At 59.6% G+C, this 23,884-nt stretch carries 19 protein-coding genes; 13 read left to right on the forward strand and 6 right to left on the reverse strand.

Features of this window, described 5'->3' with window-relative positions:
• Positions 1 to 220: 220 nt before the first annotated feature.
• Both IEQ42_RS02725 and IEQ42_RS02730 read left to right on the forward strand, forming a co-directional pair.
• The gene (locus IEQ42_RS02725) at positions 221 to 943 is read left to right on the forward strand and encodes a M12 family metallopeptidase (RefSeq protein WP_228731924.1); all 723 of its coding nucleotides are present in this window, start codon (positions 221 to 223) and stop codon (positions 941 to 943) included.
• 203 nt (positions 944 to 1,146) lie between these two features.
• On the forward strand, positions 1,147 to 1,887 hold the full coding sequence (locus IEQ42_RS02730; protein WP_210702470.1) for a zinc metalloprotease: 741 nt from the start codon (positions 1,147 to 1,149) through the stop codon (positions 1,885 to 1,887).
• A 24-nt stretch (positions 1,888 to 1,911) separates the two neighbouring features.
• Here IEQ42_RS02730 and IEQ42_RS02735 read toward each other — a convergent pair whose 3' ends face one another.
• Positions 1,912 to 3,543, reverse strand: coding sequence for a Na+/H+ antiporter (locus tag IEQ42_RS02735; protein WP_210702471.1), 1,632 nt, complete (start codon positions 3,541 to 3,543; stop codon positions 1,912 to 1,914).
• Between the two features lie 287 nt (positions 3,544 to 3,830).
• Here IEQ42_RS02735 and IEQ42_RS02740 point away from each other — a divergent pair, with 287 nt between their 5' ends.
• The 4 genes from IEQ42_RS02740 (at position 3,831) to IEQ42_RS02755 (ending at position 6,997) form a co-directional block, all read left to right on the forward strand.
• The gene (locus IEQ42_RS02740; protein ID WP_210702472.1) at positions 3,831 to 4,193 is read left to right on the forward strand and encodes an ArsC family reductase; all 363 of its coding nucleotides are present in this window, start codon (positions 3,831 to 3,833) and stop codon (positions 4,191 to 4,193) included.
• 31 nt (positions 4,194 to 4,224) lie between these two features.
• Positions 4,225 to 5,259: a 2,3,4,5-tetrahydropyridine-2,6-dicarboxylate N-succinyltransferase gene (gene dapD / locus IEQ42_RS02745; RefSeq protein ID WP_003222105.1), complete on the forward strand. Its 1,035-nt coding sequence runs from the start codon at positions 4,225 to 4,227 to the stop codon at positions 5,257 to 5,259.
• Between the two features lie 131 nt (positions 5,260 to 5,390).
• A complete protein-coding gene (locus tag IEQ42_RS02750; protein ID WP_210702473.1) occupies positions 5,391 to 6,596 on the forward strand; it encodes an aminotransferase class V-fold PLP-dependent enzyme in 1,206 nt (401 codons plus the stop codon).
• Positions 6,593 to 6,997 (forward strand): SufE family protein, encoded by a 405-nt coding sequence (locus IEQ42_RS02755; protein ID WP_210702474.1) that lies wholly within the window; start codon positions 6,593 to 6,595, stop codon positions 6,995 to 6,997. The genes IEQ42_RS02750 and IEQ42_RS02755 overlap by 4 nt, the downstream gene beginning before the upstream one ends.
• Positions 6,998 to 7,085: 88 nt before the next feature.
• Here IEQ42_RS02755 and tcdA read toward each other — a convergent pair whose 3' ends face one another.
• The gene (tcdA, locus tag IEQ42_RS02760) at positions 7,086 to 7,904 is read right to left on the reverse strand and encodes a tRNA cyclic N6-threonylcarbamoyladenosine(37) synthase TcdA (RefSeq protein ID WP_042557865.1); all 819 of its coding nucleotides are present in this window, start codon (positions 7,902 to 7,904) and stop codon (positions 7,086 to 7,088) included.
• A gap of 214 nt (positions 7,905 to 8,118) precedes the next feature.
• Here tcdA and IEQ42_RS02765 point away from each other — a divergent pair, with 214 nt between their 5' ends.
• The 4 genes from IEQ42_RS02765 (at position 8,119) to IEQ42_RS02780 (ending at position 13,363) form a co-directional block, all read left to right on the forward strand.
• On the forward strand, positions 8,119 to 10,710 hold the full coding sequence (locus IEQ42_RS02765) for a glycosyltransferase (RefSeq protein WP_150594536.1): 2,592 nt from the start codon (positions 8,119 to 8,121) through the stop codon (positions 10,708 to 10,710).
• Positions 10,711 to 10,949: 239 nt separating this feature from the next.
• Positions 10,950 to 12,101: a succinyl-diaminopimelate desuccinylase gene (gene dapE, locus IEQ42_RS02770; protein WP_210622033.1), complete on the forward strand. Its 1,152-nt coding sequence runs from the start codon at positions 10,950 to 10,952 to the stop codon at positions 12,099 to 12,101.
• Complete coding sequence (locus IEQ42_RS02775) at positions 12,101 to 12,910, forward strand: putative RNA methyltransferase (protein ID WP_210702476.1); 810 nt, start codon at positions 12,101 to 12,103, stop codon at positions 12,908 to 12,910. The genes dapE and IEQ42_RS02775 overlap by 1 nt, the downstream gene beginning before the upstream one ends.
• 75 nt (positions 12,911 to 12,985) lie before the next feature.
• The gene (locus IEQ42_RS02780) at positions 12,986 to 13,363 is read left to right on the forward strand and encodes a hypothetical protein (protein WP_210702477.1); all 378 of its coding nucleotides are present in this window, start codon (positions 12,986 to 12,988) and stop codon (positions 13,361 to 13,363) included.
• A gap of 97 nt (positions 13,364 to 13,460) precedes the next feature.
• Here the strand turns inward: IEQ42_RS02780 and IEQ42_RS02785 are convergent, their stop codons facing one another.
• Complete coding sequence (locus tag IEQ42_RS02785) at positions 13,461 to 13,670, reverse strand: cold-shock protein (RefSeq protein ID WP_010462862.1); 210 nt, start codon at positions 13,668 to 13,670, stop codon at positions 13,461 to 13,463.
• Positions 13,671 to 13,963: 293 nt separating this feature from the next.
• On the opposite strand from IEQ42_RS02785, the gene plsB reads away from it, so the two are divergent.
• From plsB to IEQ42_RS02800, 3 genes are read left to right on the forward strand one after another with little or no spacing between them, the layout of a single operon-like run.
• Positions 13,964 to 16,465 (forward strand): glycerol-3-phosphate 1-O-acyltransferase PlsB, encoded by a 2,502-nt coding sequence (gene plsB, locus IEQ42_RS02790; protein WP_210702478.1) that lies wholly within the window; start codon positions 13,964 to 13,966, stop codon positions 16,463 to 16,465.
• Between the two features lie 23 nt (positions 16,466 to 16,488).
• Positions 16,489 to 16,887, forward strand: a complete 399-nt coding sequence (locus IEQ42_RS02795) for a YbaY family lipoprotein (RefSeq protein WP_115146377.1) — start codon at positions 16,489 to 16,491, stop codon at positions 16,885 to 16,887.
• A 21-nt stretch (positions 16,888 to 16,908) separates the two neighbouring features.
• Entirely contained in the window at positions 16,909 to 17,598 is a 690-nt protein-coding gene (locus tag IEQ42_RS02800; protein WP_210702479.1) for a DUF4197 domain-containing protein, read from the forward strand.
• 60 nt (positions 17,599 to 17,658) lie between these two features.
• Here the strand turns inward: IEQ42_RS02800 and IEQ42_RS02805 are convergent, their stop codons facing one another.
• From IEQ42_RS02805 to IEQ42_RS02815, 3 genes are all read right to left on the reverse strand, one after another.
• Positions 17,659 to 17,916, reverse strand: coding sequence for a DUF6124 family protein (locus IEQ42_RS02805; RefSeq protein ID WP_210702480.1), 258 nt, complete (start codon positions 17,914 to 17,916; stop codon positions 17,659 to 17,661).
• 1,705 nt (positions 17,917 to 19,621) lie between these two features.
• On the reverse strand, positions 19,622 to 22,690 hold the full coding sequence (locus tag IEQ42_RS02810; RefSeq protein ID WP_210702482.1) for an efflux RND transporter permease subunit: 3,069 nt from the start codon (positions 22,688 to 22,690) through the stop codon (positions 19,622 to 19,624).
• A 6-nt stretch (positions 22,691 to 22,696) separates the two neighbouring features.
• On the reverse strand, positions 22,697 to 23,809 hold the full coding sequence (locus tag IEQ42_RS02815; protein WP_210702483.1) for an efflux RND transporter periplasmic adaptor subunit: 1,113 nt from the start codon (positions 23,807 to 23,809) through the stop codon (positions 22,697 to 22,699).
• Between the last annotated feature and the right edge of the window lie 75 nt (positions 23,810 to 23,884).

The following is a 23,884-nucleotide window of genomic DNA, read 5'->3' on the forward strand; positions in this document are numbered from 1 at the left end:
ACCGTTGTGATATAAGCGTTTACAACGAGCACATTTACTCTTCTTCCTGCTCGGTCTAACTTCCCCCTTGAAACGCTGGCCATTGTAGAGCGACCTTAATCGCGCGAACTTCTACTAAACCGAGCCTGCCGAAAACCAAAACCCTATTACCCTCAAACACAAAGACCTTGACGCCTGCTTAATCAAGGCAACACCTTTGCAATCAATAAGGATATTGACCATGCACAATTATAATTTCGTGAGAATGGCAAAACCGAAAGACAACTCCGAGCGCTTATCGGAAAACAATAACGGCACGCCAGCAGCGCGTCGTAAACGCTCCTTGGGTTACACAACCAAGTTCTGGGAGAATGCCAGCACCATCACCATCTCTTTCATGCACGACCTGCCCGACGAACTGAAATACCGAATCGAACTAGGCATCCGCAAGTGGGAACCTTTCGTCAGCCTTGCCTTTGAATTGGTCGAAAACGTGCCTGGAATGATTCGGATCGCCCTGCAAGGAAAAGACAGCTATTCGTTTATAGGGACCGACGCGATGAAAGTGGATTTCAACGAACCCACAATGGTTTTGGGCACCGCGCCGGACTCACCGATTTTCGACCACGTGGTCCAGCATGAATTTGGCCACGCACTGGGCTTCCACCACGCCCATTTGCACCCGCAGGCGCGCATCCCGTGGAACAAGGAAGCAGCCTATGAGTACCTGGCCAAGCATCATGGCTGGACAAGGGAGGACGTAGACGACAACCTTTTCGATCTGGAATTTCCGCAAGCAGCCATCTTCGGCGACTACGACAAACACTCCATCATGCATTACCCGACTAGCAACCTGATCTATGGAAATGAAGCGGTTGGCCTCAATTTGACGCTTAGCGACAAGGACAAGGCCTTCGCCAGGAAAATCTACCCTGCTCTCAACTATGCGCAGTTGCCTGCCTGAGCATGTCAGCGCCAATCCAGCGATTTTCAAGTGACGCGTAACCGTGGTGCCGGACTCGCCCCTGCTCGCAACATTCAAATATGACGTAACAGTCTATATAACTGTGCACTGCACTTGTCTGTCGGCCAAGTACTAGTCTCGACTTGCACTATTCGCCGCTTCCGAATAACTGCCGATTCTTAATTTCAAGGACGAAATCCACCATGCACGAACTGACAGATTGCAAACTTATACAATGGCCCGACGATAAAGAGGCTTACGCGGCAGCCATCAATGAAAACCCGGCTAATGCCGGCACAACGAAAAGTTCAACTACCGGCAACCGCCGTAAACGCTCGACATTTAATTATTCAAAGCTATGGGCAAACGGCCGTGCCTTGAAGATTGCCTTCATGGACGAACTCGAAGCGGATCATAAAGACAGAATCATCAAGGCAGCCAGTCAATGGTTGCCGTATATCAACCTGAAATTCGAGTTCGTTGACGACCTCGTGGGTGACATACGCATCGCCACTACCAATAACTTCAACAGCTCAATGCTCGGCACCGACGCGTTGTTGATTCATCCTGATGACAGAACCATGGACCTGGGCGTGAAACCGGATCATCCAGACTTCGAAGTCATCGTGACTCATGAGTTTGGTCACGCCCTTGGCGCGATGCATGAACACCAGCATCCGCAGGCGAAAATCCCCTGGGATAAACCAAAGGTCTACGAGTTCTATCAGAATCGCGAAATGGGCCCGCTTGCGCCCGCGCAAGTCGACCACAACCTGTTTACCCCTTTCGACACGCTGGAAGCGATTTACACGGCCTACGACAAAAGGTCGATCATGCATCACCCGGTGGCGAACGATCTGACAGTGGGTGACTGGGAAGTCCCCATCAATCGCAAGATCAGCAAAAAAGACAAACAACTGATGAAATTACTTTATCCGAGGTAAGCCAACTCGAACCGGGGGATTCCATCACTTCACTACCCCCAGATTGGCCTCACTCAGGTCCAGTTCACCCAACACTTCTCGCAGTACGTCATCGCCAATCTGGTGATGGCGGCTGAGGCTATACAACTCCAGTCGTTGCGCCCGCAACGCTTTGAGGCGCAATCGGCGCTCCAGCAGATCCATCTGGAACGCCAGCGCCTGGGCTTCCGCCGAATCGTTGAACACCTCCAGTTGATGGCGGTATTCGGACATGATCCGCGCCTTCAGTTCCGCCGCCAGCGCAGCTTGCGCGGCGTCGTGCTGATTAGCCTCTTCGGTTTCGAGCGCATGAATCGCGGCCTCGGCCGTCTTGCGCCAGGCATCGCGGACCTCTTGACGACGCTTGTCATCAGGGCTTTTTTCGATGCCACGCAGCAACAACGGCAAGGCGATGCACGCCGATACCAGCGACAACAGGATCACCCCCGCAGCAATAAAGATCAGCAGATCACGCTCGGGAAAGGCGTCCGCCCCCATCAACATTGGCACCGACATCACACCCGCCAGTGTCACCGCACCGCGCACGCCGCCGACGGTCAGCAGCCAGCAGGATCGCGCAGTCGGCACTTGCGTCAGCGCACCTTTACCACGCAACCGCCGCAACAACACCGATAAGCGCCAGATGCTCTGTACCCAGATAAACCGCAACAGCACCAGCGCGAGGAAAATCGCGATCACATCGAGGCAGCGGTAAAACAACGCCGGCCACAACGTCGGTTCATGGCTGACCACCGCTTTGATGATGTCCGGCAGCTGCAGACCGAGCAGGAGGAAAATCAAGCCATTGAAAGCGAACTCCAGCAGCGACCAAACGCTGCGATTGAGCAATCGCGTGCTGGTCTGGCGCGGCAGCAGATCGAGCCAGCTCTGCATCATCCCCGCCGCCACCGCCGACAGAATGCCCGAGGCGCCAAGGCGTTCAGCCAACACATAAGCCGCAAACGGCAGCAGTAACATGAAGACCACGTGGGTCGCCGGATCATCCCACCCGCGAGCGATCATCCACGAACGCAAACGCCCGACCAGCCAACTCAGCGCCACACCGACGGCCAGGCCGCCGACCGCCACCAATACGAATGTCAAACTGGCGGTGGCCAGCGAGAACACGCCCGTTACCGCAGCGGCCAAAGCAAACTTGAACGTCACCAGGCCCGACGCATCGTTCATCAGCGCTTCGCCTTGCAGCATGTGCATCAAGGGGGTCGGCAAGCGGTTTTGCGAGATCGCGGAGACGGCCACGGCATCAGTCGGCGACAGCACTGCTGCCAACGCGAACGCCACCGGCAGCGGAATCGTCGGCAATAACCAATGAATGAAGTACCCGGCGCCGACCACAGTGAACAGCACCAGCCCCACGGCCAGTGTCAGGATCGGGCCACGCAGGTGCCAGAGTTCGCGTTTGGGCATGCGCCAGCCATCGGAAAACAGCAGCGGCGGCAGGAACAGGAACAGAAACAACTCGGGATCCAGCGCTACGTGCAAACCAAGGGTCGGCCAGGCCAGCAAGGCGCCGGCGGCAATTTGCACAAGTGGCAGCGGCAGTGGGATAACCCGTCCGACCAGACGCGAAACGCTGACCAGCATCAGCAGGATCAGGACGGTGTAAGCGGTTTGCATAAATCAAAATCTCGGACGATCGACAGCGTTGAACTGCCATATTAGCCGTTTAGGCTGCGCCTGACCGTTGCACCTATGTCGCACGCCGACACTGATCCCCGTGCAGGAGCTGCGCACGCTGCGATCTTTTGATGTTTAAGAACAGAATCAAAAGATCGCAGCCTCGCTTCACTCGACAGCTCCTGCAGGGATTTGGTGCAGGGTAATGAAGCCGGGCGCCCGAAACGCTTTGGTCATGGCATAATCCGACACCATTTTTTTCCAGCACCTGTAAAGGGGGCAATTCCTTGACCGTTTCAAGTAAAACGTTGCACCTTTTCGGCATCAAAGCCTGCGACACCATGAAAAAGGCGCGCACCTGGCTTGATGAACACGCTGTCGCCTATGACTTTCACGACTACAAAACCGCCGGTATCGACCGTGAACACCTGATCCAATGGTGTGACGAGCACGGCTGGCAAACGGTGTTGAACCGCGCAGGCACGACCTTTCGCAAACTCGACGACGAACGTAAAGCCGATCTCGACCAAGCAAAAGCCATCGAACTGATGCTCGCCCAACCCTCGATGATCAAGCGCCCGGTGCTCGATCTCGGTGACCGAACCCTGATTGGCTTCAAGCCAGATATCTACGCGGCCGCTCTGAAGTAAGCAGCCCGTCACTCTTTGTAGAGGTATTCACATGTCCAACTCTCTGTTCAGCATCGCTTTCGGTGTCGGCACGCAAAACCGTCAGGGCGCCTGGCTCGAAGTGTTTTACGCACAGCCACTGCTCAATCCTTCGGCCGAACTGGTCGCTGCTGTTGCGCCGATCCTCGGTTACACCGAAGGCAACCAGGCCATCACCTTCACCACCGCACAAGCGGCGCAACTGGCTGAAGCAGTCAAAGGCATTGACGCCGTTCAAGGCAAACTGCTAACCCGTCTGGCCGAGAGCCACAAGCCACTGGTCGCCACTTTGCTGGCTGAAGACGCGCAACTGACCTCCACGCCTGAGGCGTACTTGAAGCTGCATCTGCTGTCGCACCGTCTGGTCAAGCCGCACGGCGTGAGCCTGGCCGGGATCTTCCCGCTGCTGCCGAACGTTGCATGGACCAGCCAGGGCGCAATCGACCTGAGCGAACTGGCGGAAATGCAACTCGAAGCGCGTCTGCGTGGCGAGCTGCTGGAAGTGTTCTCGGTGGACAAGTTCCCGAAAATGACCGACTACGTGGTACCGGCCGGCGTGCGTATCGCTGACGCCGCGCGTCTGCGTCTGGGTGCTTACGTGGGCGAAGGCACCACCGTGATGCACGAAGGTTTCATCAACTTCAACGCCGGCACCGAAGGCCCGGGCATGATCGAAGGCCGCGTGTCGGCTGGCGTCTTCGTCGGCAAGGGTTCGGACCTGGGCGGCGGTTGCTCGACCATGGGCACCCTGTCGGGCGGCGGCAACATCGTGATCAAGGTTGGCGAAGGCTGCCTGATCGGCGCCAACGCCGGTATCGGTATTCCGTTGGGCGACCGCAACACTGTCGAGTCGGGCCTGTACGTGACCGCCGGCACCAAAGTCGCGCTGCTGGATGAACACAACAATCTGGTTAAAGTTGTGAAGGCCCGTGAACTGGCCGGCCAGACCGACCTGCTGTTCCGTCGCAATTCGGAAACCGGTGCGGTGGAATGCAAAACCCACAAATCGGCGATCGAGCTGAACGAAGCACTGCACGCTCACAACTAAATTGCCGTAGGCACCTGTGGGAGCGAGTCTGCTCGCGATGCTTTTGGCGTCTTCAAGGACGCCTTCGCGAGCAGGCTCGCTCCCACCAGGTTTGGCGTACATCCCGCCCATCTTCTCCAGGGCTGAAAACCGTGATGATTCCTTCTCCCTGGCGCGCCGATTTCCCGGCCATCGCCGCCCTGCAACGGCAAGACCAGACCTATCTGGATAACGCCGCCACCACCCAGAAACCTCAAGCCCTGCTCGACGCGCTGACGCATTACTACGCTAACGGCGCGGCCAATGTGCACCGCGCACAACACCTGCCCGGGGCCCATGCCACCCAGGCGTTCGAAGACAGTCGGCTGAAAGTTGCGCAATGGCTCAATGCCGGTGACAGCGGACAGATCATCTTTACCCACGGCGCCACCAGCGCGCTGAATCTCCTGGCTTATGGCCTGGAACATCTTTTCCAGCCGGGCGATGAAATTGTCATCAGCGCTCTGGAGCATCACGCCAACCTGCTGCCGTGGCAGCAACTGGCACAACGTCGTCAACTGAAGCTGGTGATCCTGCCACTGGACGCCGACGGTTTGATCGACCTCGCCGCCGCTGTGCACCTGATCGGCTCGCGTACGCGCTTGCTGGCGGTCAGCCAGTTGTCCAACGTGCTCGGTGCCTGGCAACCCTTGCCGGCGCTGCTGGGCATGGCCAAGGCGCACAACGCACTGACCGTGGTTGATGGCGCGCAAGGTGTGGTTCACGGTCGGCATGACGTGCAGGCACTGGGTTGCGACTTCTACGTGTTTTCCAGCCATAAGCTGTATGGCCCCGATGGCCTCGGCGTGCTATTTGGGCGCAACATGGCGCTTGAACAGCTAAAGCCGTGGCAGTTCGGTGGCGAAATGGTCCTGGAAGCCAACTATCACGACGCACGTTTCCGCCCTGCTCCACTGGGTTTTGAGGCGGGCACGCCGCCGATTGCCAGCGTGATCGGCCTCGGTGCGACCCTCGACTATCTGGCCGGGCTGGATCAGGACGCGGTATCAGCACACGAAGCGGCGTTGCATGACTATCTGTTGCGCGGCCTTGCGGCGCGTAACGGCATTCGTCTGCTGGGCAAACCGCAACTGGCGCTGGCCAGTTTTGTTGTTGAAGGCGTGCACAACGCCGATCTCGCACACCTGCTGACCGAGCAAGGCATTGCCGTGCGTGCGGGTCATCACTGCGCGATGCCACTGCTGAAGCGTTTCGAGTTGGCGGGGGCGATTCGGGTGTCGCTGGCGCTGTACAACGATTCCGAGGACCTGGAACGGTTCTTTGAAGCGCTGGATCAGGCGCTGGAGTTGTTGCGATGAGCTTGCCGGTAGAGGCCGCCGAGGCGCTGCAAACGTTTCAGAATGCCGCCGGCTGGGAACAGCGGGCGCGGTTGTTGATGCAGTTTGGTGATCGTCTGCCGCCGTTGAATGACGCGCACAAGTGCGACGCCAACCGGGTACATGGCTGTGAAAGCCAGGTGTGGCTGGTCGGCGCGTTACAGGATGGCCACTGGCAGTTCGCAGCGAGCAGCGATGCACGGATGATTCGTGGATTGGTGGCGTTGCTGCTGTTGCGAGTCAATGGCCTGACCGCTAATGAGTTGCAGCAAGTGGATTTGCCGGACTGGTTCAGTCAGTTGGGGCTGTCGCGACAGTTGTCGCCGTCACGCAGCAATGGCCTGAATGCTGTGCTCAAGCGGATGAATGAGTTGGCAGGTTGATCGCCTTCGCGAGCAGGCTCGCTCCCACATGTGAACGCATTCCAGTGTGGGAGCGAGCCTGCTCGCGAAGGGGCCATCACTGGCAACCTCAAACCTGAGGTTTGACCCGCTCCGCCGGGCGCCGAACACCCGCCACAATCTTGTCCACAGCCTTGGTCGCCGCAACCATCCCGAACGTCGCCGTGACCATCATCACCGCGCCAAACCCGCCTGCGCAGTCCAGCTTCACGCCGTCGCCGACAAAACTCTTCTGCAAACAAATGCTGCCGTCCGGTTTCGGATAGCGCAGTTGCTCGGTGGAGAACACGCACGGCACGCTGTAATGGCGGGTCACGGTGCGCGAGAACCCGTAATCACGGCGCAATGTCGAGCGCACTTTCGAAGCCAGCGGATCGTTGAACGTGCGGTTGAGGTCACAGACCTGAATCAGCGTCGGATCAATCTGCCCACCCGCGCCACCGGTGGTGATGATCTGAATCTTGCGGCGCTTGCACCAGGCGATCAGCGCCGCTTTGGCGTTGACCGCGTCGATGCAGTCGATCACGCAGTCGATGTTCGGCGTGATGTATTCGGCCATGGTCTCGCGGGTGACGAAATCCGCCACGGCGTGCACCGTACAGTCCGGGTTGATCCCGCGCAGACGCTCGGCCATCACCTCGACCTTGGGTTTGCCGACGGTGCTGTCCAGCGCGTGCAACTGGCGGTTGGCGTTGCTGACACAGACGTCGTCGAGGTCGAACAGCGAAATCTCGCCCACGCCACAGCGCGCAATGGCTTCCGCCGCCCAGGAACCGACGCCACCGACGCCGACGATCGCCACATGGGCCGCGCGCAAGCGCTCCATGCCTTCGATGCCATACAAACGGGCAATGCCTGCAAACCGCGGATCTTCTGTACTCATGACCATTACCCCAAAAACCGGCGCGCATTATAGGGCTACGCAGCCACAAGTTTTAAGCTTCAAGCGACAAGTGTAAGAACTTAAGTCAACGGCACTTGCCAAATGTGAGTAATTTCCCCGTCCGTTGTACGACTGGCGAACTACCGGTGTAGGATGCGCGCCCCTTTGGCGTATAGCCTACCGATCCTTCGTTCCACAGCCTTTGGAACCCGAAACAGCTATGTCATCGCGTAAATTTGGTCTCAACCTGGTGGTGGTTCTGGCAATCGCCGCCCTGTTCACTGGTTTCTGGGCGCTGATCAATCGCCCGGTCTCTGCGCCCAACTGGCCGGAACAGATCTCCGGTTTCTCTTATTCGCCGTTCCAGCAGGGACAGTACCCACAGAAGGACCAGTATCCGTCTGACGACGAGATGCGCCGCGACCTCGAGATCATGAGCAAGTTGACGGATAACATCCGTATCTACTCGGTCGACGGCTCCCTGCAAGACATTCCGAAACTGGCTGAAGAGTTCGGTCTGCGCGTGACTTTGGGGATCTGGATCAGCCCCGATGAAGAGCGCAATGAACGGGAAATCACTCGCGCCATCGAACTGGCCAACACGTCGCGCAGTGTGGTTCGCGTGGTGGTCGGTAACGAAGCGATCTTCCGTAAGGAAATCACCGCTGAACAACTCAGCGTGCTGCTCGACCGGGTTCGTGCTGCGGTAAAAGTGCCGGTCACCACGTCCGAACAGTGGCACGTCTGGGAAGAACACCCGGAACTGGCCAAGCACGTTGACCTGATCGCCGCGCACGTTCTTCCTTACTGGGAATTCATCCCGGTCGACAAGGCCGGCCAGTTCGTTTTCGACCGTGCCCGCGACCTGAAAAAGATGTTCCCGAAAAAACCGTTGCTGCTGTCTGAAATCGGCTGGCCGAGCAACGGTCGCATGCGCGGTGGCGCTGATGCGTCGCCGGCGGATCAGGCGATCTACCTGCGCACGCTGGTCAACAAGCTCAATCGCCAGGGCTTCAACTACTTCGTGATCGAAGCGTTCGACCAGCCGTGGAAGGCGAGCGACGAAGGTTCGGTCGGCGCGTATTGGGGCGTGTTTAACGCCGCGCGCCAGCAGAAATTCAATTTCGAAGGCCCGGTGGTAGCGATCCCACAGTGGCGCGTGCTGGCAGTCGGCTCGGTCGTGCTGGCGCTGTTGTCGCTGACGTTGCTGATGATCGATGGCTCGGCGCTGCGCCAGCGTGGACGCGTCTTCCTGACCTTTATCGCCTTCCTTTGCGGGTCGGTGCTGGTGTGGATCGGTTACGACTACAGCCTCCAATACAGCACGTGGTTCAGTCTGACGGTGGGTTTCCTGCTGGCACTTGGTGCGTTCGGGGTGTTCATCGTGTTACTCACCGAGGCCCATGAACTGGCCGAAGCGGTGTGGATTCACAAACGTCGACGCGAATTCCTGCCGGTGGTGGGTGACTCGGACTACCGCCCGAAAGTGTCGATCCATGTGCCGTGCTACAACGAGCCGCCGGAGATGGTCAAACAGACCCTCGACGCCTTGGCGGCTCTCGATTACCCGGACTACGAAGTCCTGATCATCGACAACAACACCAAGGACCCGGCGGTGTGGGAGCCGGTGCGCGACTACTGCGAAACCCTCGGCCCGCGCTTCAAGTTCTTCCACGTTTCGCCATTGGCCGGCTTCAAGGGCGGCGCGCTGAATTACCTGCTTCCGCACACCGCCAAGGATGCCGAAGTGATCGCGGTCATCGACTCCGACTACTGCGTGTCGCCGAACTGGCTCAAGCACATGGTGCCGCACTTCGCCGACCCGAAAATCGCCGTGGTGCAGTCGCCGCAGGATTACCGCGACCAGAACGAAAGCACCTTCAAAAAGCTCTGCTACGCCGAGTACAAAGGCTTCTTCCATATCGGCATGGTCACCCGCAACGACCGTGACGCGATCATCCAGCACGGCACCATGACCATGACTCGCCGTTCGGTTCTGGAAGAGTTGGGCTGGGCCGACTGGTGTATCTGCGAGGATGCCGAACTCGGTCTGCGCGTATTCGAAAAAGGCCTGTCGGCGGCGTATTACCACGACAGCTACGGCAAGGGCCTGATGCCGGATACGTTCATCGACTTCAAGAAGCAGCGCTTCCGCTGGGCCTACGGTGCGATTCAGATCATCAAGCGCCACACCGGCAGCCTGCTGCGCGGCAAGGACACCGAATTGACTCGCGGTCAGCGCTACCACTTCCTTGCGGGCTGGTTGCCGTGGGTCGCGGACGGCATGAACATCTTCTTCACCGTCGGCGCGCTGCTGTGGTCGGCGGCGATGATCATCGTGCCGCAACGGGTCGATCCGCCGCTGCTGATTTTCGCGATCCCGCCGTTGGCGCTGTTTGTGTTCAAGGTTGGCAAGATCATCTTCCTGTACCGTCGCGCCGTTGGCGTGAACCTCAAGGATGCGTTCTGCGCCGCGCTGGCCGGGCTGGCGTTGTCGCACACCATTGCCAAAGCGGTGTTGTACGGTTTCTTCACCAGCAGCATTCCGTTCTTCCGCACGCCGAAAAACGCTGATAACCACGGTTTCTGGGTGGCGATCTCCGAAGCACGCGAAGAGCTGTTCATCATGCTGCTGTTGTGGGGCGCGGCGCTGGGGATCTATCTGGTCAACGGCATGCCGAGCAACGACATGCGTTTCTGGGTGGTCATGTTGCTGGTGCAGTCGCTGCCGTATCTGGCCGCGCTGATCATGGCGTTCCTGTCGTCGCTGCCAAAACCGGCGGCGGCGCCTGAGCCCGCACCGGCCGTCTAATTCCTTGTCGATGCACTAAACGGCGGCCAATGGTCGCCGTTTTGCTTTAAGATAACCGCCATTTTGCGGGGCTTGGCGTGATAACCGGTCTTACTGACCGAACTCAATCCCCTGTGGGAGCGAGCCTGCTCGCGAAGGCGTTGTAACAATCACCGATTATGTTGACTGACACACCGCATTCGCGAGCAGGCTCGCTCCCACATTGGCCCTTGCCCAATTTCAAGTTTTCGGAGTTTTCCATGACGGCCCACGCCGACCTTTCGCCGACCCTTCAACTCGCCATCGACCTGATCCGCCGTCCGTCTGTGACGCCGGTCGACGCCGACTGCCAGAAGCAGATGATGCAGCGCCTGGGCGATGCCGGTTTCAAACTGGAGCCGATGCGCATTGAAGACGTGGATAACTTCTGGGCCACCCACGGCAACAACGATGGCCCGGTGCTGTGTTTCGCCGGTCACACCGACGTGGTGCCGACCGGTCCGGTGACTGCCTGGCAGATCGACCCGTTCAACGCGCTGATCGATGAACACGGCATGCTCTGCGGCCGTGGCGCGGCGGACATGAAAGGCAGCCTGGCGTCGATGACCGTCGCCGCCGAGCGCTTCGTCGCCGACTACCCGAACCACAAAGGCAAGGTCGCCTTCCTGATCACCAGCGACGAAGAAGGCCCGGCGCACCACGGCACCAAGGCTGTGGTTGAGCGTTTGGCCGCACGTAACGAGCGTCTGGACTGGTGCATCGTCGGCGAACCGTCGAGCACCACGCTGGTCGGCGACGTGGTGAAAAACGGCCGTCGCGGCTCGCTGGGCGCCAAGCTCACCGTCAAAGGCATTCAGGGCCACGTGGCCTATCCGCACCTGGCCAAGAACCCGATCCACCTCGCCGCGCCAGCGCTGGCCGAACTGGCCGCCGAGCACTGGGATCACGGCAACGATTTCTTCCCGCCGACCAGTTTCCAGATTTCCAACGTCAATTCCGGCACTGGCGCGACCAACGTGATTCCGGGTGATCTGGTGGCCGTGTTCAACTTCCGCTTTTCCACTGAATCGACTGTCGAAGGCCTGCAGAAACGCGTTGCCGACATCCTCGACAAACATGACCTGGACTGGCACATCGATTGGGCGCTGTCCGGCCTGCCGTTCCTCACCGAGCCGGGCGCACTGCTCGACGCGGTGTCGGCGAGCATCAAGGACATCACCGGTCGCCAGACCAAGGCTTCGACCAGCGGCGGCACCTCCGACGGCCGTTTCATCGCGACCATGGGCACGCAAGTGGTTGAACTGGGCCCGGTCAACGCGACCATTCACCAGGTCAACGAGCGTGTGCTGGCGGCCGATCTCGATGTGCTGACCGAGATTTACTACCAGACCATGATCAAGTTGCTCGCCTGATGCTCGCGTGCCCGATCTGCAGTGAGCCGCTGAATGCGGTGGACAACGGCGTGGTCTGTCCCGCCGGGCATCGTTTTGACCGTGCGCGGCAGGGTTACCTGAACCTGCTGCCGGTGCAGCACAAAAACAGCCGCGATCCTGGCGACAATCAGGCGATGGTCGAGGCCCGCCGTGATTTCTTGAACGCCGGGCATTACGCACCGGTGGCCAAGCGTCTGGCCGAGCTGGCGGCGAGTTACGCGCCGGCACGCTGGGTCGACATCGGTTGTGGTGAGGGTTACTACACCGCGCAGATCGCCGATGCGCTGCCGGATGCCGATGGCTACGCACTGGACATCTCGCGTGAAGCCGTCAAACGCGCCTGCAAACGCAATCCGCAACTGACCTGGTTGATCGCCAGCATGGCCCGCGTGCCATTGGCGTCGGGCAGCTGCCAGTTTCTCGCCAGCGTCTTCAGTCCATTGGATTGGGAAGAAGCCAAACGCCTGTTAAGCGTCGGCGGCGGATTGATGAAAGTCGGCCCGACCAGCGGCCATCTGATGGAACTGCGCGAAAGCCTGTACGACGAAGTGCGCGAATACACCGACGACAAGCATCTGGCCCTGGTGCCGCAAGGCATGGCGCTGGCGCACAGTGAAACCCTGGAATTCAAGCTGACGCTGGACAAGCCGCAGGATCGCGCCAACCTCCTGGCGATGACACCCCACGGCTGGCGCGCCAGTGCCGAGCGTCGTGCAACAGTGATCGAGCAGGCCGAGCCGTTCGAGACCACTGTGTCGATGCGCTACGATTATTTCGTTCTTCAATAACTATTGGTCTCGGGCAAATGCCCGGGGCCGGCTAAATCCGCGAATGGATTTTTCAGACCCGCAGTGAGGACATCCATGCGCCAACCGGACATCGAGATTTACCTGAAAGACGCCGACGTCGACCACAAGGCCATCTCCGCCTGGCTCGGCGCCGCGCTGGGCCCGTGCAGCGACTGGGTACAGAAAGGCCAGACCTACAAGTGCAAGGCCGGCAACGTCCCGGTCACCTGGCTGCCAAAAGCCGTGGGCAAGTGGAACAGCCTGTACCTGGAAAGCGATGCGACCCCGTGGGACGACGACATCGCCTGCGCCCGCGCAGCCTTTGCCGCGCTGAACGTCGAAGTGCGTTGCGCGCCGGGCACGTGGGTCGAGGAAGAAGGTGAGGAGACGGCGGATCGCTGGATGCGTATCAGCGAAGACGGTGAAGAAGAGATCACCTGGAAAACGGCATAAAAGCAGCTGCAAGCTACAAGCTGAAAGCCTCGAGCTGACCGCTTGTAGCTTGTAGCTTGTAGCTCGTAGCTTGTAGCTTGTAGCTTGTAGCTCAAGCCTACAGCCCGACTACATCCTCAGCCTGCAAACCCTTCTCCCCCGTCACCACGGCGTACTCGACCTGCTGACCTTCCGCCAGCGAGCGGTGCCCTTCGCCGCGAATTGCGCGGTAGTGCACGAATACGTCCACCCCGTCTTCGCGCTGAATAAAGCCGTAGCCCTTGGCGTCGTTGAACCACTTCACGTTGCCGGTTTCACGTGTTGCCATCTGTTCATACTCCTTTTTTATTATTGGACAGGCTTTTCGCAGGAAAGCCTTTGAGGAACGTCAGCCTGTGTCCGGCGGCCATTGAAGGGCCCCGGCGACAGAATGCCGAGTATAAGACAGGCGCGAAAACTCTCAACAGGAGATTACTTCGCCGCTTTTTTGCCGATTTTCGATGAATCCGTCACACTAGGGGGCGTTCTTCATGAGTTTTCACGCCGCACGAAAACTCATGAAGAACGCCCCCCTGCCCACCCGAGCAAACGCTCGGTTCTATCCACTCACGCAGAAGCCGTATGACCCGTTCCCCGTTCCGCCGTCTTGTGTTTGGCACCTTGCGCCGACTGTTGTATCTCTGGGTTCGCTCGGAGACCATTAACCAGTCGTCGTTCACCCTCAACCTCGACCGCAGTCGTCCGGTGTTCTACGTCCTGCAAAACCCTTCGCTGACCGATCTGGCCGTGCTCGACACCGAGTGCACCAAGGCCGGCCTGCCACGGCCAGTGCTGGCGGTGTCGGTGGGTAATCTGCTGGAGCCGGCCGCGTTCTTCTACTTGACGCCGGACCCGGACTGGCTCGGCCGTCAGGACAAACGCGGTGCGCCGCCGACCCTGACGCGTCTTGTCAGCGCCCTCACCCAGAACGCCGCCGAAGACGCGCAGATCATTCCGGTCAGTGTGTTCTGGGGCCAGTCGCCGGACAGCGAATCGAGTCCGTGGAAGCTGTTGTTCGCCGACAGCTGGGCAGTCACCGGGCGCTTGCGTCGACTGCTGAGCATCATGATTCTCGGGCGCAAGACCCGCGTGCAATTCTCCGCGCCAATTCATCTGCGCGAACTGATCGATCACAACAAGGGCCACGAACGCACCGTGCGCATGGCCCAGCGAATCCTGCGCGTGCACTTTCGCAATCTCAAAGCCGCCGTTATCGGCCCGGACATTTCCCACCGGCGTAATCTGGTGAAGGGTCTGCTCAACCAGCCGCTGGTCAAGCAAGCGATCCTCGACGAAGCCGAACGCGAAAACATTTCGCCGGAAAAAGCCAAGGCCCAGGCCCTGCGCTATGGCAACGAGATCGCCTCGGACTACACCTACACCGCGATCCGCTTTCTTGAAGTGGTGCTGAGCTGGTTCTGGAACAAGATCTACGACGGCATCAAGGTCAACCACATCGAAGGCGTACAGAACGTCGCGCAGGGTCACGAAGTGATCTACGTGCCGTGCCACCGCAGCCACATCGACTACCTGCTGCTCTCGTACCTGCTGTTCCGCAACGGCCTGACCCCGCCGCACATCGCCGCCGGGATCAACCTGAACATGCCGGTGATCGGCAGCCTGCTGCGCCGTGGCGGCGCGTTCTTCATGCGCCGCACGTTCAAGGGCAACCCGCTGTACACCTCGGTGTTCAACGAATACCTGCACACCCTGTTCACCAAAGGTTTCCCGGTCGAATACTTCGTCGAGGGCGGTCGCTCGCGCACCGGACGCATGCTGCAACCGAAAACCGGGATGCTCGCGATCACGATGCGCAGTTTCCTGCGCTCGTCGCGGATGCCCATTGTGTTCGTACCGGTGTACATCGGTTACGAGCGGGTGCTGGAAGGTCGCACCTACCTCGGTGAACTGCGCGGCGCGAGCAAGAAGAAAGAGTCGATCTTCGACATCTTCAAAGTCATCGGCGCACTCAAGCAGCGCTTCGGTCAGGTCGCGGTCAACTTCGGCGAGCCGATCAAACTGGCGGAGTTCCTCGACAGCGAACAGCCGGACTGGCGCCAACAGGAACTCGGTCCGCAATTCAAACCGGCGTGGCTCAACGAAACCACCCATCGTCTCGGCGAAAAAGTCGCGCAGCATCTGAACGAAGCGGCGGCGATCAACCCGGTGAATCTGGTCGCGCTCGCCCTCCTGTCGACCACACGCCTGGCGCTGGACGATCGGGCGATGGCACGGGTGCTGGATCTGTACCTGGCGCTGCTGCGCAAGGTTCCCTACTCGCCGCACACCACATTGCCCGAAGGCGATGGCCGCGCGTTGATCGAGCATGTGAAGGACATGGATCTGCTGTCCGAGCAAAACGATGCGCTGGGCAAGATCCTTTATCTCGACGAGCAAAATGCCGTCCTGATGACCTACTACCGCAACAACGTGCTGCACATTTTCGCGCTGCCGTCGCTGCTGGCGAGCTTCTTCCAGAGCACCTCGCGCATGAGCCGCGAACAGATCCTGCGCTACACCCGTGCCCTGTACCCGTACCTGCAATCGGAGTTGTTCATCCGCTGGACGCTGGACGAACTCGACGCCGTGGTCGATCAGTGGCTGCAAGCGTTTGTCGAGCAAGGTCTGCTGCGCTTCGAGAAAGAGGTGTACATGCGCCCGGCGCCAAGTTCGCGGCACTTCGTGTTACTGACCCTGCTGTCGAAAAGCATCGCGCAGACCTTGCAGCGCTTCTACATGACCGTGTCGCTGCTGCTCAACGCCGGGCAGAACACCATCAGCGCCGAAGAACTGGAAGACCTGTGCACCGTCATGGCCCAGCGCCTGTCGATCCTGCACGGCCTCAATGCCCCGGAATTCTTCGACAAAAGCCTGTTCCGCCATTTCATCCAGACCCTGCTCGACCTCGACGTTTTGCGTCGCGACGACGCCGGTAAACTGAGCTACCACGAACTGCTCGGGGAACTGGCCGAAGGCGCGGCCAAACGCGTGTTGCCGGCGGAGATTCGCTTGTCGATCCGTCAGGTGGCGCTGCATCGCAGTGAAGATGCGGCCGATCAAGTCACCGCAGAGCCCGAAGTTTGATGTTTACCTGTAGGAAATCAGTCATGAAAAAACTCACCTTGCTCGCAGCCGCCACTCTATTGAGCGCCTGCCAATCGACCACACCCGCCGGCAAGGCCAGCCTCGACGGCGAAGTGTTCTACCTGCAACGCATCGCCCTGCCACCAAGCGCGACCCTTAGCGTGAGCCTGCAAGACGTATCGCTGGCCGACGCCCCGGCCGTGGTGCTCGATGAACAGAAAGGCCCGGTCAAAGGTCAGGTGCCACTGCCGTTCCACTTGACCTACGATCCGGCGCAAGTCAAACCCGGCCACCGCTATTCGGTCAGCGCACGCATTGAGGTCAACGGTGAACTGATGTTCATCACCACCGAAAACCACGCCGTGCAACTCGACGGCAACGATCCGCAGCCGCTGAAAATCCGCGTCGACGCCATTCGCTAATTGCCTATCAAGGAAGCTGCCATGTTCCGCCCTACCCTTCGCTTCGCCGGCCTGTGCGCGGGCCTGATGATCTCCGCCAACGTGCTGGCGCTGTCGCTCGCCGACCTGTCGCAGCAAGACGCCACCGGCGGCCTCAAGGATGCCCTGACCCAAGGCGCGCAACTGGCCGTCAAACAATTAGGTACCCCGGGCGGTTTCTCCAACAACCCTGACGTGAAAATCGAACTGCCCGGCAAACTCGGCAAAGCCGCCAGTAAGATGAAAGCCTTCGGCATGGGCGCCCAGGTCGAAGAGCTGGAGACCGCCATGAACAAAGCCGCGGAAACTGCCGTAACCCAGGCCCAGCCGATCCTCGTCGACGCCGTGAAGAAAATGAGCGTCGCCGACGCCAAAGGCATCCTCAGCGGCGGCACCGACTCGGCCACCCAATACCTGGACAAATCCAGCCGCGAACAGATCCGCGCCAAATTCCTGCCCATCGTCAAACAAGCCACCGACAAGGTTGGCGTGGCACAGAAGTACAACTCGTTCGCTGGTCAGGCTGCTGCGTTTGGCGTTGTCGATGCGAAGAGCGCGAACGTCGAAAACTACGTCACCGAGCAAGCGCTCAACGGCTTGTTTGAAATGATCGGCAAACAGGAAGAAACCCTGCGCAAGAACCCGGCCGCTGCGGCGACGAGTCTGGCGAAGAAAGTGTTCGGCACGTTGTAAAGTTCTGAACGACAAAAAGCCCGCTGAACCTCACAGGTCCAGCGGGCTTTTTGTTGCGCATCAGGTTTGCGGATCGACTTGATCGAGGACGCGGTTCACCGACAGCTCTGCGAGGGAGATCATCTGCTGAATACCCAGAAGATGACTACACGTCGGGCCACCCTGGGTGAACGCCAGTTCCGTGGCCATGATATTGGCTGAGGCCAGCGTTTCACAGGCGTGAGCGAGTAGTGTTTCGGAATCGGCTTCGGGGAGGACGGTGAAGATCGTACTGGGATGATTAATGGGTTTGGGCGGGTTTGGCGTGGGTTTGAACATGGCGAAATCTCCTGAAGTAGTGGAGCCGCCACCGTTCGCTGCGAAACGAATGTTAGGTGGCAGCTGTACGCAGGTTCGCAGACCGGGACTTCAGGCACCCGGCATACCCGAAGGTATCCCGCGCACAGCCGCCATGACACAGGCATAAAAAAGCGCCCGTTTTCGGATGTTGGACGCTGTGTGTCTGAAGTTTAACCGGGCTGCGAAACCCGGTCGCTGATTTTTGCAGCGACGACCAAAGGCTAGAAATCGCACGTCCGACGGACAACCTGAAAAACATGTGGGAAGGTTCTTAGTTTTTGTCACACCGTTAAACAACTTTGCTTTTCAGGCCGCCTTCGCGAGCAGGCTCGCTCCCACAATTTGGGCTCGGGGCATTCAGATAGAAAACCGGGAGCCTGTCGGACGCCATCGCTGGCAAGCCAGCTCCTACAATTTCGGCACGCGCATTCAGGAAGAGATCGGTCGGCTGTCAGGCCGCTTTCGCGAGCAGGCTCGCTCCCACAATTTGGGCTCGGGGTAGTCAGATAGAAAACTTGGAGCCTGTCGGACGCCATCGCTGGCAAGCCAGCTCCCACAATTTCGGTCGCGCGCATTCAGGCAGAGATCGGTCGGCTGTCAGGCCGCCTTCGCGAGCAGGCTCGCTCCCACAATTTGGGCTCGGGGCATTCAGATAGAAAAGCGGGAGCCTGTCAGGACGCCATCGCTGGCAAGCCAGCTCCCACAATTTCGGTCGCGCGCATTCAGGCAGAAATCGGTCGGCTGTCAGGCCGCCTTCGCGAGCAGGCTCGCTCCCACAATTTGGGCTCGGGGCATTCAGATAGAAAACCGGGGGCTATCAGGACGCCATCGCTGGCAAGCCAGCTCCCACAATTTCGGCACGCGCATTCAGGCAGAAATCGCTCGGCTGTCAGGCCGCCTTCGCGAGCAGGCTCGCTCCCACAATTTGGGCTCGGGGCATTCAGATAGAAAACCGGGAGCCTGTCAGGACGCCATCGCTGGCAAGCCAGCTCCCACAATTTCGGCACGCGCATTCAGGAAGAGATCGGTCGGCTGTCAGGCCGCCTTCGCGAGCAGGCTCGCTACCACGATTTGGGCTCGGGGCATTCAGATAGAAAACCGGGGGCTGTCAGGACGCCATCGCTGGCAAGCCAGCTCCCACAATTTCGGCCGCGCGCATTCAGGCAGAGATCGGTCGGCTGTCAGGCCGCCTTCGCGAGCAGGCTCGCTCCCACAGAAAAACAAAAGCCAAAGCCAAAGCCAAAGCCAAAGCCAAAGCCAAAGCAAAAGCAAAAGCAAAAACAGCACCCCCCCCCGCCCCGCTTCGCTTCTCACCACTCAACAGGATGAGCGTTAGCTCGGCTGCAGCTCTTGATCTTGCCGTACCGGCCCCTTCGGCAGGCTGAGTGGAGGGATTGATCCGGGGGTGGGCGCGAAGCGCCGTTCGACGAAGTCGAATACATCGAAAGGAGGTGCAGCGAAGCAAACCGGAAGCGATGCCCCCGGATCAATTCCGGAGCGAAGGAACCCCGAGCCCCAGCGAGCGGGCCGAACGCCGGGGCCCAGACCTTTGGTTCCTTTGGGGCGTTTGCCAAAGGGACTCGCTGTAAGAGCGAAACCGCCAGCGGCAACACCCGCAGAAACGGATATTCACCCAAAACCCCCAGAGCATGGTCGGCCCAAAGGCCGCCAAGCCCCAAGAAGATCACCCCTCCCGACGAACCCTGAACCAAGCCGCATACAAAGCAGGCAAAAACAAAAGCGTCAGAGCCGTAGCCACAATCAACCCGCCCATGATCGCCACCGCCATCGGCCCGAAAAACACACTGCGCGACAACGGAATCATCGCCAGAACCGCCGCCAGCGCCGTCAGCACAATCGGCCGAAAACGCCGCACAGTCGCCTCGATAATCGCCTGCCAAGGCTTCAAACCCGAGGCAATATCCTGCTCGATCTGATCCACCAGAATCACCGAATTGCGCATGATCATCCCCGACAGCGCGATCGTCCCCAGCATCGCCACAAACCCGAACGGCTGACGGAACACCATCAAAAACAACGTCACCCCGATCAACCCCAACGGCGCCGTCAAAAACACCATCGCCGTGCGCGAGAAGCTACGCAGTTGCACCATCAGCAACGTCAACACCACAACAATGAACATCGGCACCCCGGCGTTCACCGACTTCTGCCCACGCTCCGAATCCTCCACCGTACCGCCGACATCCAACAGATAACCGTCCGGCAATTCAGCGCGAATCGAATCCAGCGTCGGCATGATCTGCTTCACCAGCGTCGCTGGCTGCTCCTTGCCATAAATGTCCGCACGCACGGTCACGTTCGGCAGACGATTACGGTGCCAGATGATGCCTTCTTCAAAACCGTATTCAAGCGTGGCGACCTGCGACAACGCCACACTGCGACCGTTATCAGTCGGTACCGCCAGGCTCGGCAACAACGACAACTCGGTGCGCTCATGCACCGTGCCGCGCAGCAGAATCTCGATCAATTCGTTGTCTTCGCGATACTGACTGACGCTCGAACCGGTGAGCGAACTCTGCAGGAATTTCGCCAGATTGGCGGTGCTCACCCCAAGTGCCCGAGCGCGATCCTGATCGATATTCAGGTACACAACCTTGCTCGGTTCTTCCCAATCCAGATGCACATTGGCCACATGCGGGTTCTCGCGAACCTTGGCCGCCACCTTGCGCGCCAGCGCGCGGACTTCTTCGATGTGCTCACCCGTGACGCGGAACTGCACCGGATAGCCAACCGGCGGGCCGTTTTCCAAACGCGTGACTCGCGAACGCAGTGCCGGGAATTGCTCGTTGAGCGTGCTGATCAGCCAGCCCCGCAGCGCCTCACGCTCCTCGATGTTTTTCGCCAACACGACAAACTGGGCGAAGCTCGCCGCCGGCAGTTGCTGATCCAGCGGCAGGTAGAAACGCGGTGATCCGGTGCCGACATACGCTACATAGTTGTCGATACCGGCGTGCTCCTTGAGCATCGCTTCCAGGCGTTTGACTTCGCCAGTGGTATTGGCCAGCGACGCACCCTCGGCCAGTTTCAGATCGACCATCAATTCCAGCCGATTGGAGGCCGGGAAGAACTGCTGCGGCACGAAACGGAACAACACCACCGAGGCGATAAACAGCCCGACCGTCAACACAATCACGGTTTTGCGGTGCGACACACACCACTCCACCACACGTCGAACCCGCTGATAGAACGGCGTGCCATACGGGTCAGCCTGACCATCGGCAGTGCCATGTTTAGCCGCATGAATTTTCGCCAGATCCGGCAGGAGTTTTTCCCCCAGATACGGCACGAACACCACCGCCGCCACCCATGAAGCGAGCAACGCGATCGTCACGACCTGAAAAATCGAACGGGTGTATTCGCCAGTACCGGACTGCGCCGTGGCAATCGGCAGGAAGCCTGCGGCGGTGATCAACGTACCGGTAAGCATCGGGAACGCGGTGCTGGTCCAGGCGTAGCTCGCCGCGCGAATGCGATCGAAGCCCTGTTCCATTTTGATCGCCATCATTTCCACGGCAATGATCGCGTCATCCACCAGCAGCCCCAACGCCAGCACCAGCGCACCGAGGGAGATCTTGTGCAGGCCGATGCCGAGGTAATACATGCAGGCGAAGGTCATCGCCAGCACCAGCGGGATGGTCAGCGCCACGACCATGCCGGTGCGCACGCCAAGGGAGAAGAAGCTCACCAGCAACACGATCGCCAGCGCCTCGACCAACACTTGAACAAACTCGCCGACCCCGGTTTTTACCGCTGCTGGCTGGTCGGAGACTTTGCGCAATTGCATGCCGGCCGGAAGGTTTTTCTGGATCCGCGAGAACTCGCCTTCCAGTGCCTTGCCGAGCACCAGAATGTCGCCGCCGTCCTTCATCGCTACGGCCAGACCAATCGCGTCTTCAGCCATGAAGCGCATGCGCGGCGCCGGAGGATCGTTGAAACCGCGCCGCACGTCGGCGACATCGGAGATACGGAACGTTCGATCGCCAACGCGGATCGGGAAGTTCTTGATCTCGTCGACTGTCTGAAAATTCCCCGTGACCCGCAGCTGCAAGCGCTCGCTTCCCGTCTCGAAGAAGCCTGCGGTGGAGACCGCGTTCTGCTCTTCCAGCGCCTGTTGCACCGCCGCCAGCGGCAAACCGAGGGTGGCGAGTTTGACGTTGGACAGCTCGACCCAGATCTTCTCGTCCTGCAAACCAAGCAAGTCGACCTTGCCGACATCCTTGACCCGTTGCAGCTGAATCTGGATGCGGTCGGCGTAATCCTTGAGCACGGCGTAGTCGAAACCGTCGCCGGTCAGCGCGTAGATATTGCCGAAGGTGGTGCCAAATTCATCGTTGAAAAACGGCCCCTGAATCCCCGGTGGCAAGGTCTGGCGAATGTCGCCGATCTTCTTGCGCACCTGATACCAGAGCTCGGGAATGTCCTTGGAATGCATCGAGTCGCGAGCAATGAACGTGACCTGAGATTCGCCGGGACGCGAGAAGGAAACGATGCGTTCGTACTCGCCGGTTTCCATCAGTTTCTTTTCGATGCGCTCGGTCACCTGGCGCGAAACCTCCTCTGCCGTAGCGCCCGGCCAGCGAGTCTGGATGACCATGGCTTTGAAGGTGAACGGCGGGTCTTCGCTCTGGCCGAGCTTGGTGTAGGACAACGCACCGACGATGGCCAGCAAAAGCATCAGGAACAGTACGATCTGGCGATTACGCAGCGCCCATTCAGAAAGGTTGAAGCGCATCGGGGCTTACTCCTTGTCCGCCAGATTGACCACACGGTTGGAGCGATCAACGGGTCGCACCTGCTGCCCTTCGAGCAGTACATGCACACCAGCGGCGACCACCCAATCATTGGCGTTCAAGCCTTCGAGCACCGGCACGACTTTCTCGCCGAACGGGCCGACACGCACCGGGGTTTTCTTCAATGTGTTGTCGGCGCCAACGACCCAGACGTAAGTCGCGCCATTTTCAGCGGTCAGCGCCGAGAGCGGCACCGACAGCGATACGGCATCGGCCGATTGCACGAACACCCGGGCGCTCTGACCCAGTTCGGCCGGGACCTTGCCGCTGGTAAAGGAAATTCGCGCGGCGAAGGTGCGCGATCTTGGGTCGGCAGACGGCGACAGCTCACGAATCTGCCCGGCGAAGCGCTGATTCTGCTGGGTCCAGAGTTCCACCGACACCGGTTGCCCGACCTTGAAGCGGCCGAAGCTCTGCTCCGGCAGGCTGATCAGTACTTCACGTTCGCCATCGGTGGCGAGGGTGAACACGGTTTGCCCGGCGGCGACCACTTGCCCTACTTCGACCGAACGCTTGGCCACCACGCCATCCTGTGGCGCGCGCAGCACGGCGTAACTGGCCTGGTTGGTCGAGACGTTGAATTCGGCTTTGATCTGCTTGAGGCGGGCTGCGCCGGAGCGGTAGAGGTTTTCGGCGTTGTCGTACGCGGAGCGGCTGACCATCTGCCGATCCATCAGGGTTTTGTAGCGGTCGCGCTCGGCACGGACGAGGTTGAGATTGGCTTCAGCGGCGGAAACCTGAGCGCGGGTGGCTTCCAGTTGCAGGCGCACGTCCTGCGGATCGAGTTCGGCGAGGGGTTGGTCAGCCTTCACGCGCTGACCTTCATCGACCAGTCGTCGGCTGACTTTGCCGCCAATGCGGAACGCCAGATCGGGTTCGTAGCGGGCACGCACCTCGCCCGGATAACTTTCCATCGCCTGCGCCGAAGGCTCTGGGTGCACCACCATGGCCGGTCGTACGGTGACTTGCGCCGCCTCTTCCTGGCCGCACGCGGACAATAAAAAAACCAGACTGACTGGCAATGCAAATGGCCACGTGAGGTGCAGTGCATGGCGGAACATGATGACGGACCTTTCGCTAATGGTGCTTGGAATAATTATACTGGCGGGTATGTTATTAATAGCAAACTCACCAGT

This window comes from Pseudomonas iridis (genome assembly GCF_017980685.1).
Taxonomy (GTDB): Bacteria; Pseudomonadota; Gammaproteobacteria; order Pseudomonadales; family Pseudomonadaceae; genus Aquipseudomonas; species Aquipseudomonas iridis.

Coding starts and splice junctions, on each gene's coding strand:
- IEQ42_RS02725 (WP_228731924.1), top strand. CDS start 221: ATGCACAATTATAATTTCGTGAGAATGGCAAAACCGAAAGACAACTCC.
- IEQ42_RS02730 (WP_210702470.1), top strand. CDS start 1,147: ATGCACGAACTGACAGATTGCAAACTTATACAATGGCCCGACGATAAA.
- IEQ42_RS02735 (WP_210702471.1), bottom strand. CDS start 3,543: ATGCAAACCGCTTACACCGTCCTGATCCTGCTGATGCTGGTCAGCGTT.
- dapD (WP_003222105.1), top strand. CDS start 4,225: ATGTCCAACTCTCTGTTCAGCATCGCTTTCGGTGTCGGCACGCAAAAC.
- IEQ42_RS02755 (WP_210702474.1), top strand. CDS start 6,593: ATGAGCTTGCCGGTAGAGGCCGCCGAGGCGCTGCAAACGTTTCAGAAT.
- tcdA (WP_042557865.1), bottom strand. CDS start 7,904: ATGGTCATGAGTACAGAAGATCCGCGGTTTGCAGGCATTGCCCGTTTG.
- IEQ42_RS02765 (WP_150594536.1), top strand. CDS start 8,119: ATGTCATCGCGTAAATTTGGTCTCAACCTGGTGGTGGTTCTGGCAATC.
- dapE (WP_210622033.1), top strand. CDS start 10,950: ATGACGGCCCACGCCGACCTTTCGCCGACCCTTCAACTCGCCATCGAC.
- IEQ42_RS02775 (WP_210702476.1), top strand. CDS start 12,101: ATGCTCGCGTGCCCGATCTGCAGTGAGCCGCTGAATGCGGTGGACAAC.
- IEQ42_RS02780 (WP_210702477.1), top strand. CDS start 12,986: ATGCGCCAACCGGACATCGAGATTTACCTGAAAGACGCCGACGTCGAC.
- IEQ42_RS02785 (WP_010462862.1), bottom strand. CDS start 13,670: ATGGCAACACGTGAAACCGGCAACGTGAAGTGGTTCAACGACGCCAAG.
- plsB (WP_210702478.1), top strand. CDS start 13,964: ATGACCCGTTCCCCGTTCCGCCGTCTTGTGTTTGGCACCTTGCGCCGA.
- IEQ42_RS02795 (WP_115146377.1), top strand. CDS start 16,489: ATGAAAAAACTCACCTTGCTCGCAGCCGCCACTCTATTGAGCGCCTGC.
- IEQ42_RS02800 (WP_210702479.1), top strand. CDS start 16,909: ATGTTCCGCCCTACCCTTCGCTTCGCCGGCCTGTGCGCGGGCCTGATG.
- IEQ42_RS02805 (WP_210702480.1), bottom strand. CDS start 17,916: ATGTTCAAACCCACGCCAAACCCGCCCAAACCCATTAATCATCCCAGT.
- IEQ42_RS02810 (WP_210702482.1), bottom strand. CDS start 22,690: ATGCGCTTCAACCTTTCTGAATGGGCGCTGCGTAATCGCCAGATCGTA.
- IEQ42_RS02815 (WP_210702483.1), bottom strand. CDS start 23,809: ATGTTCCGCCATGCACTGCACCTCACGTGGCCATTTGCATTGCCAGTC.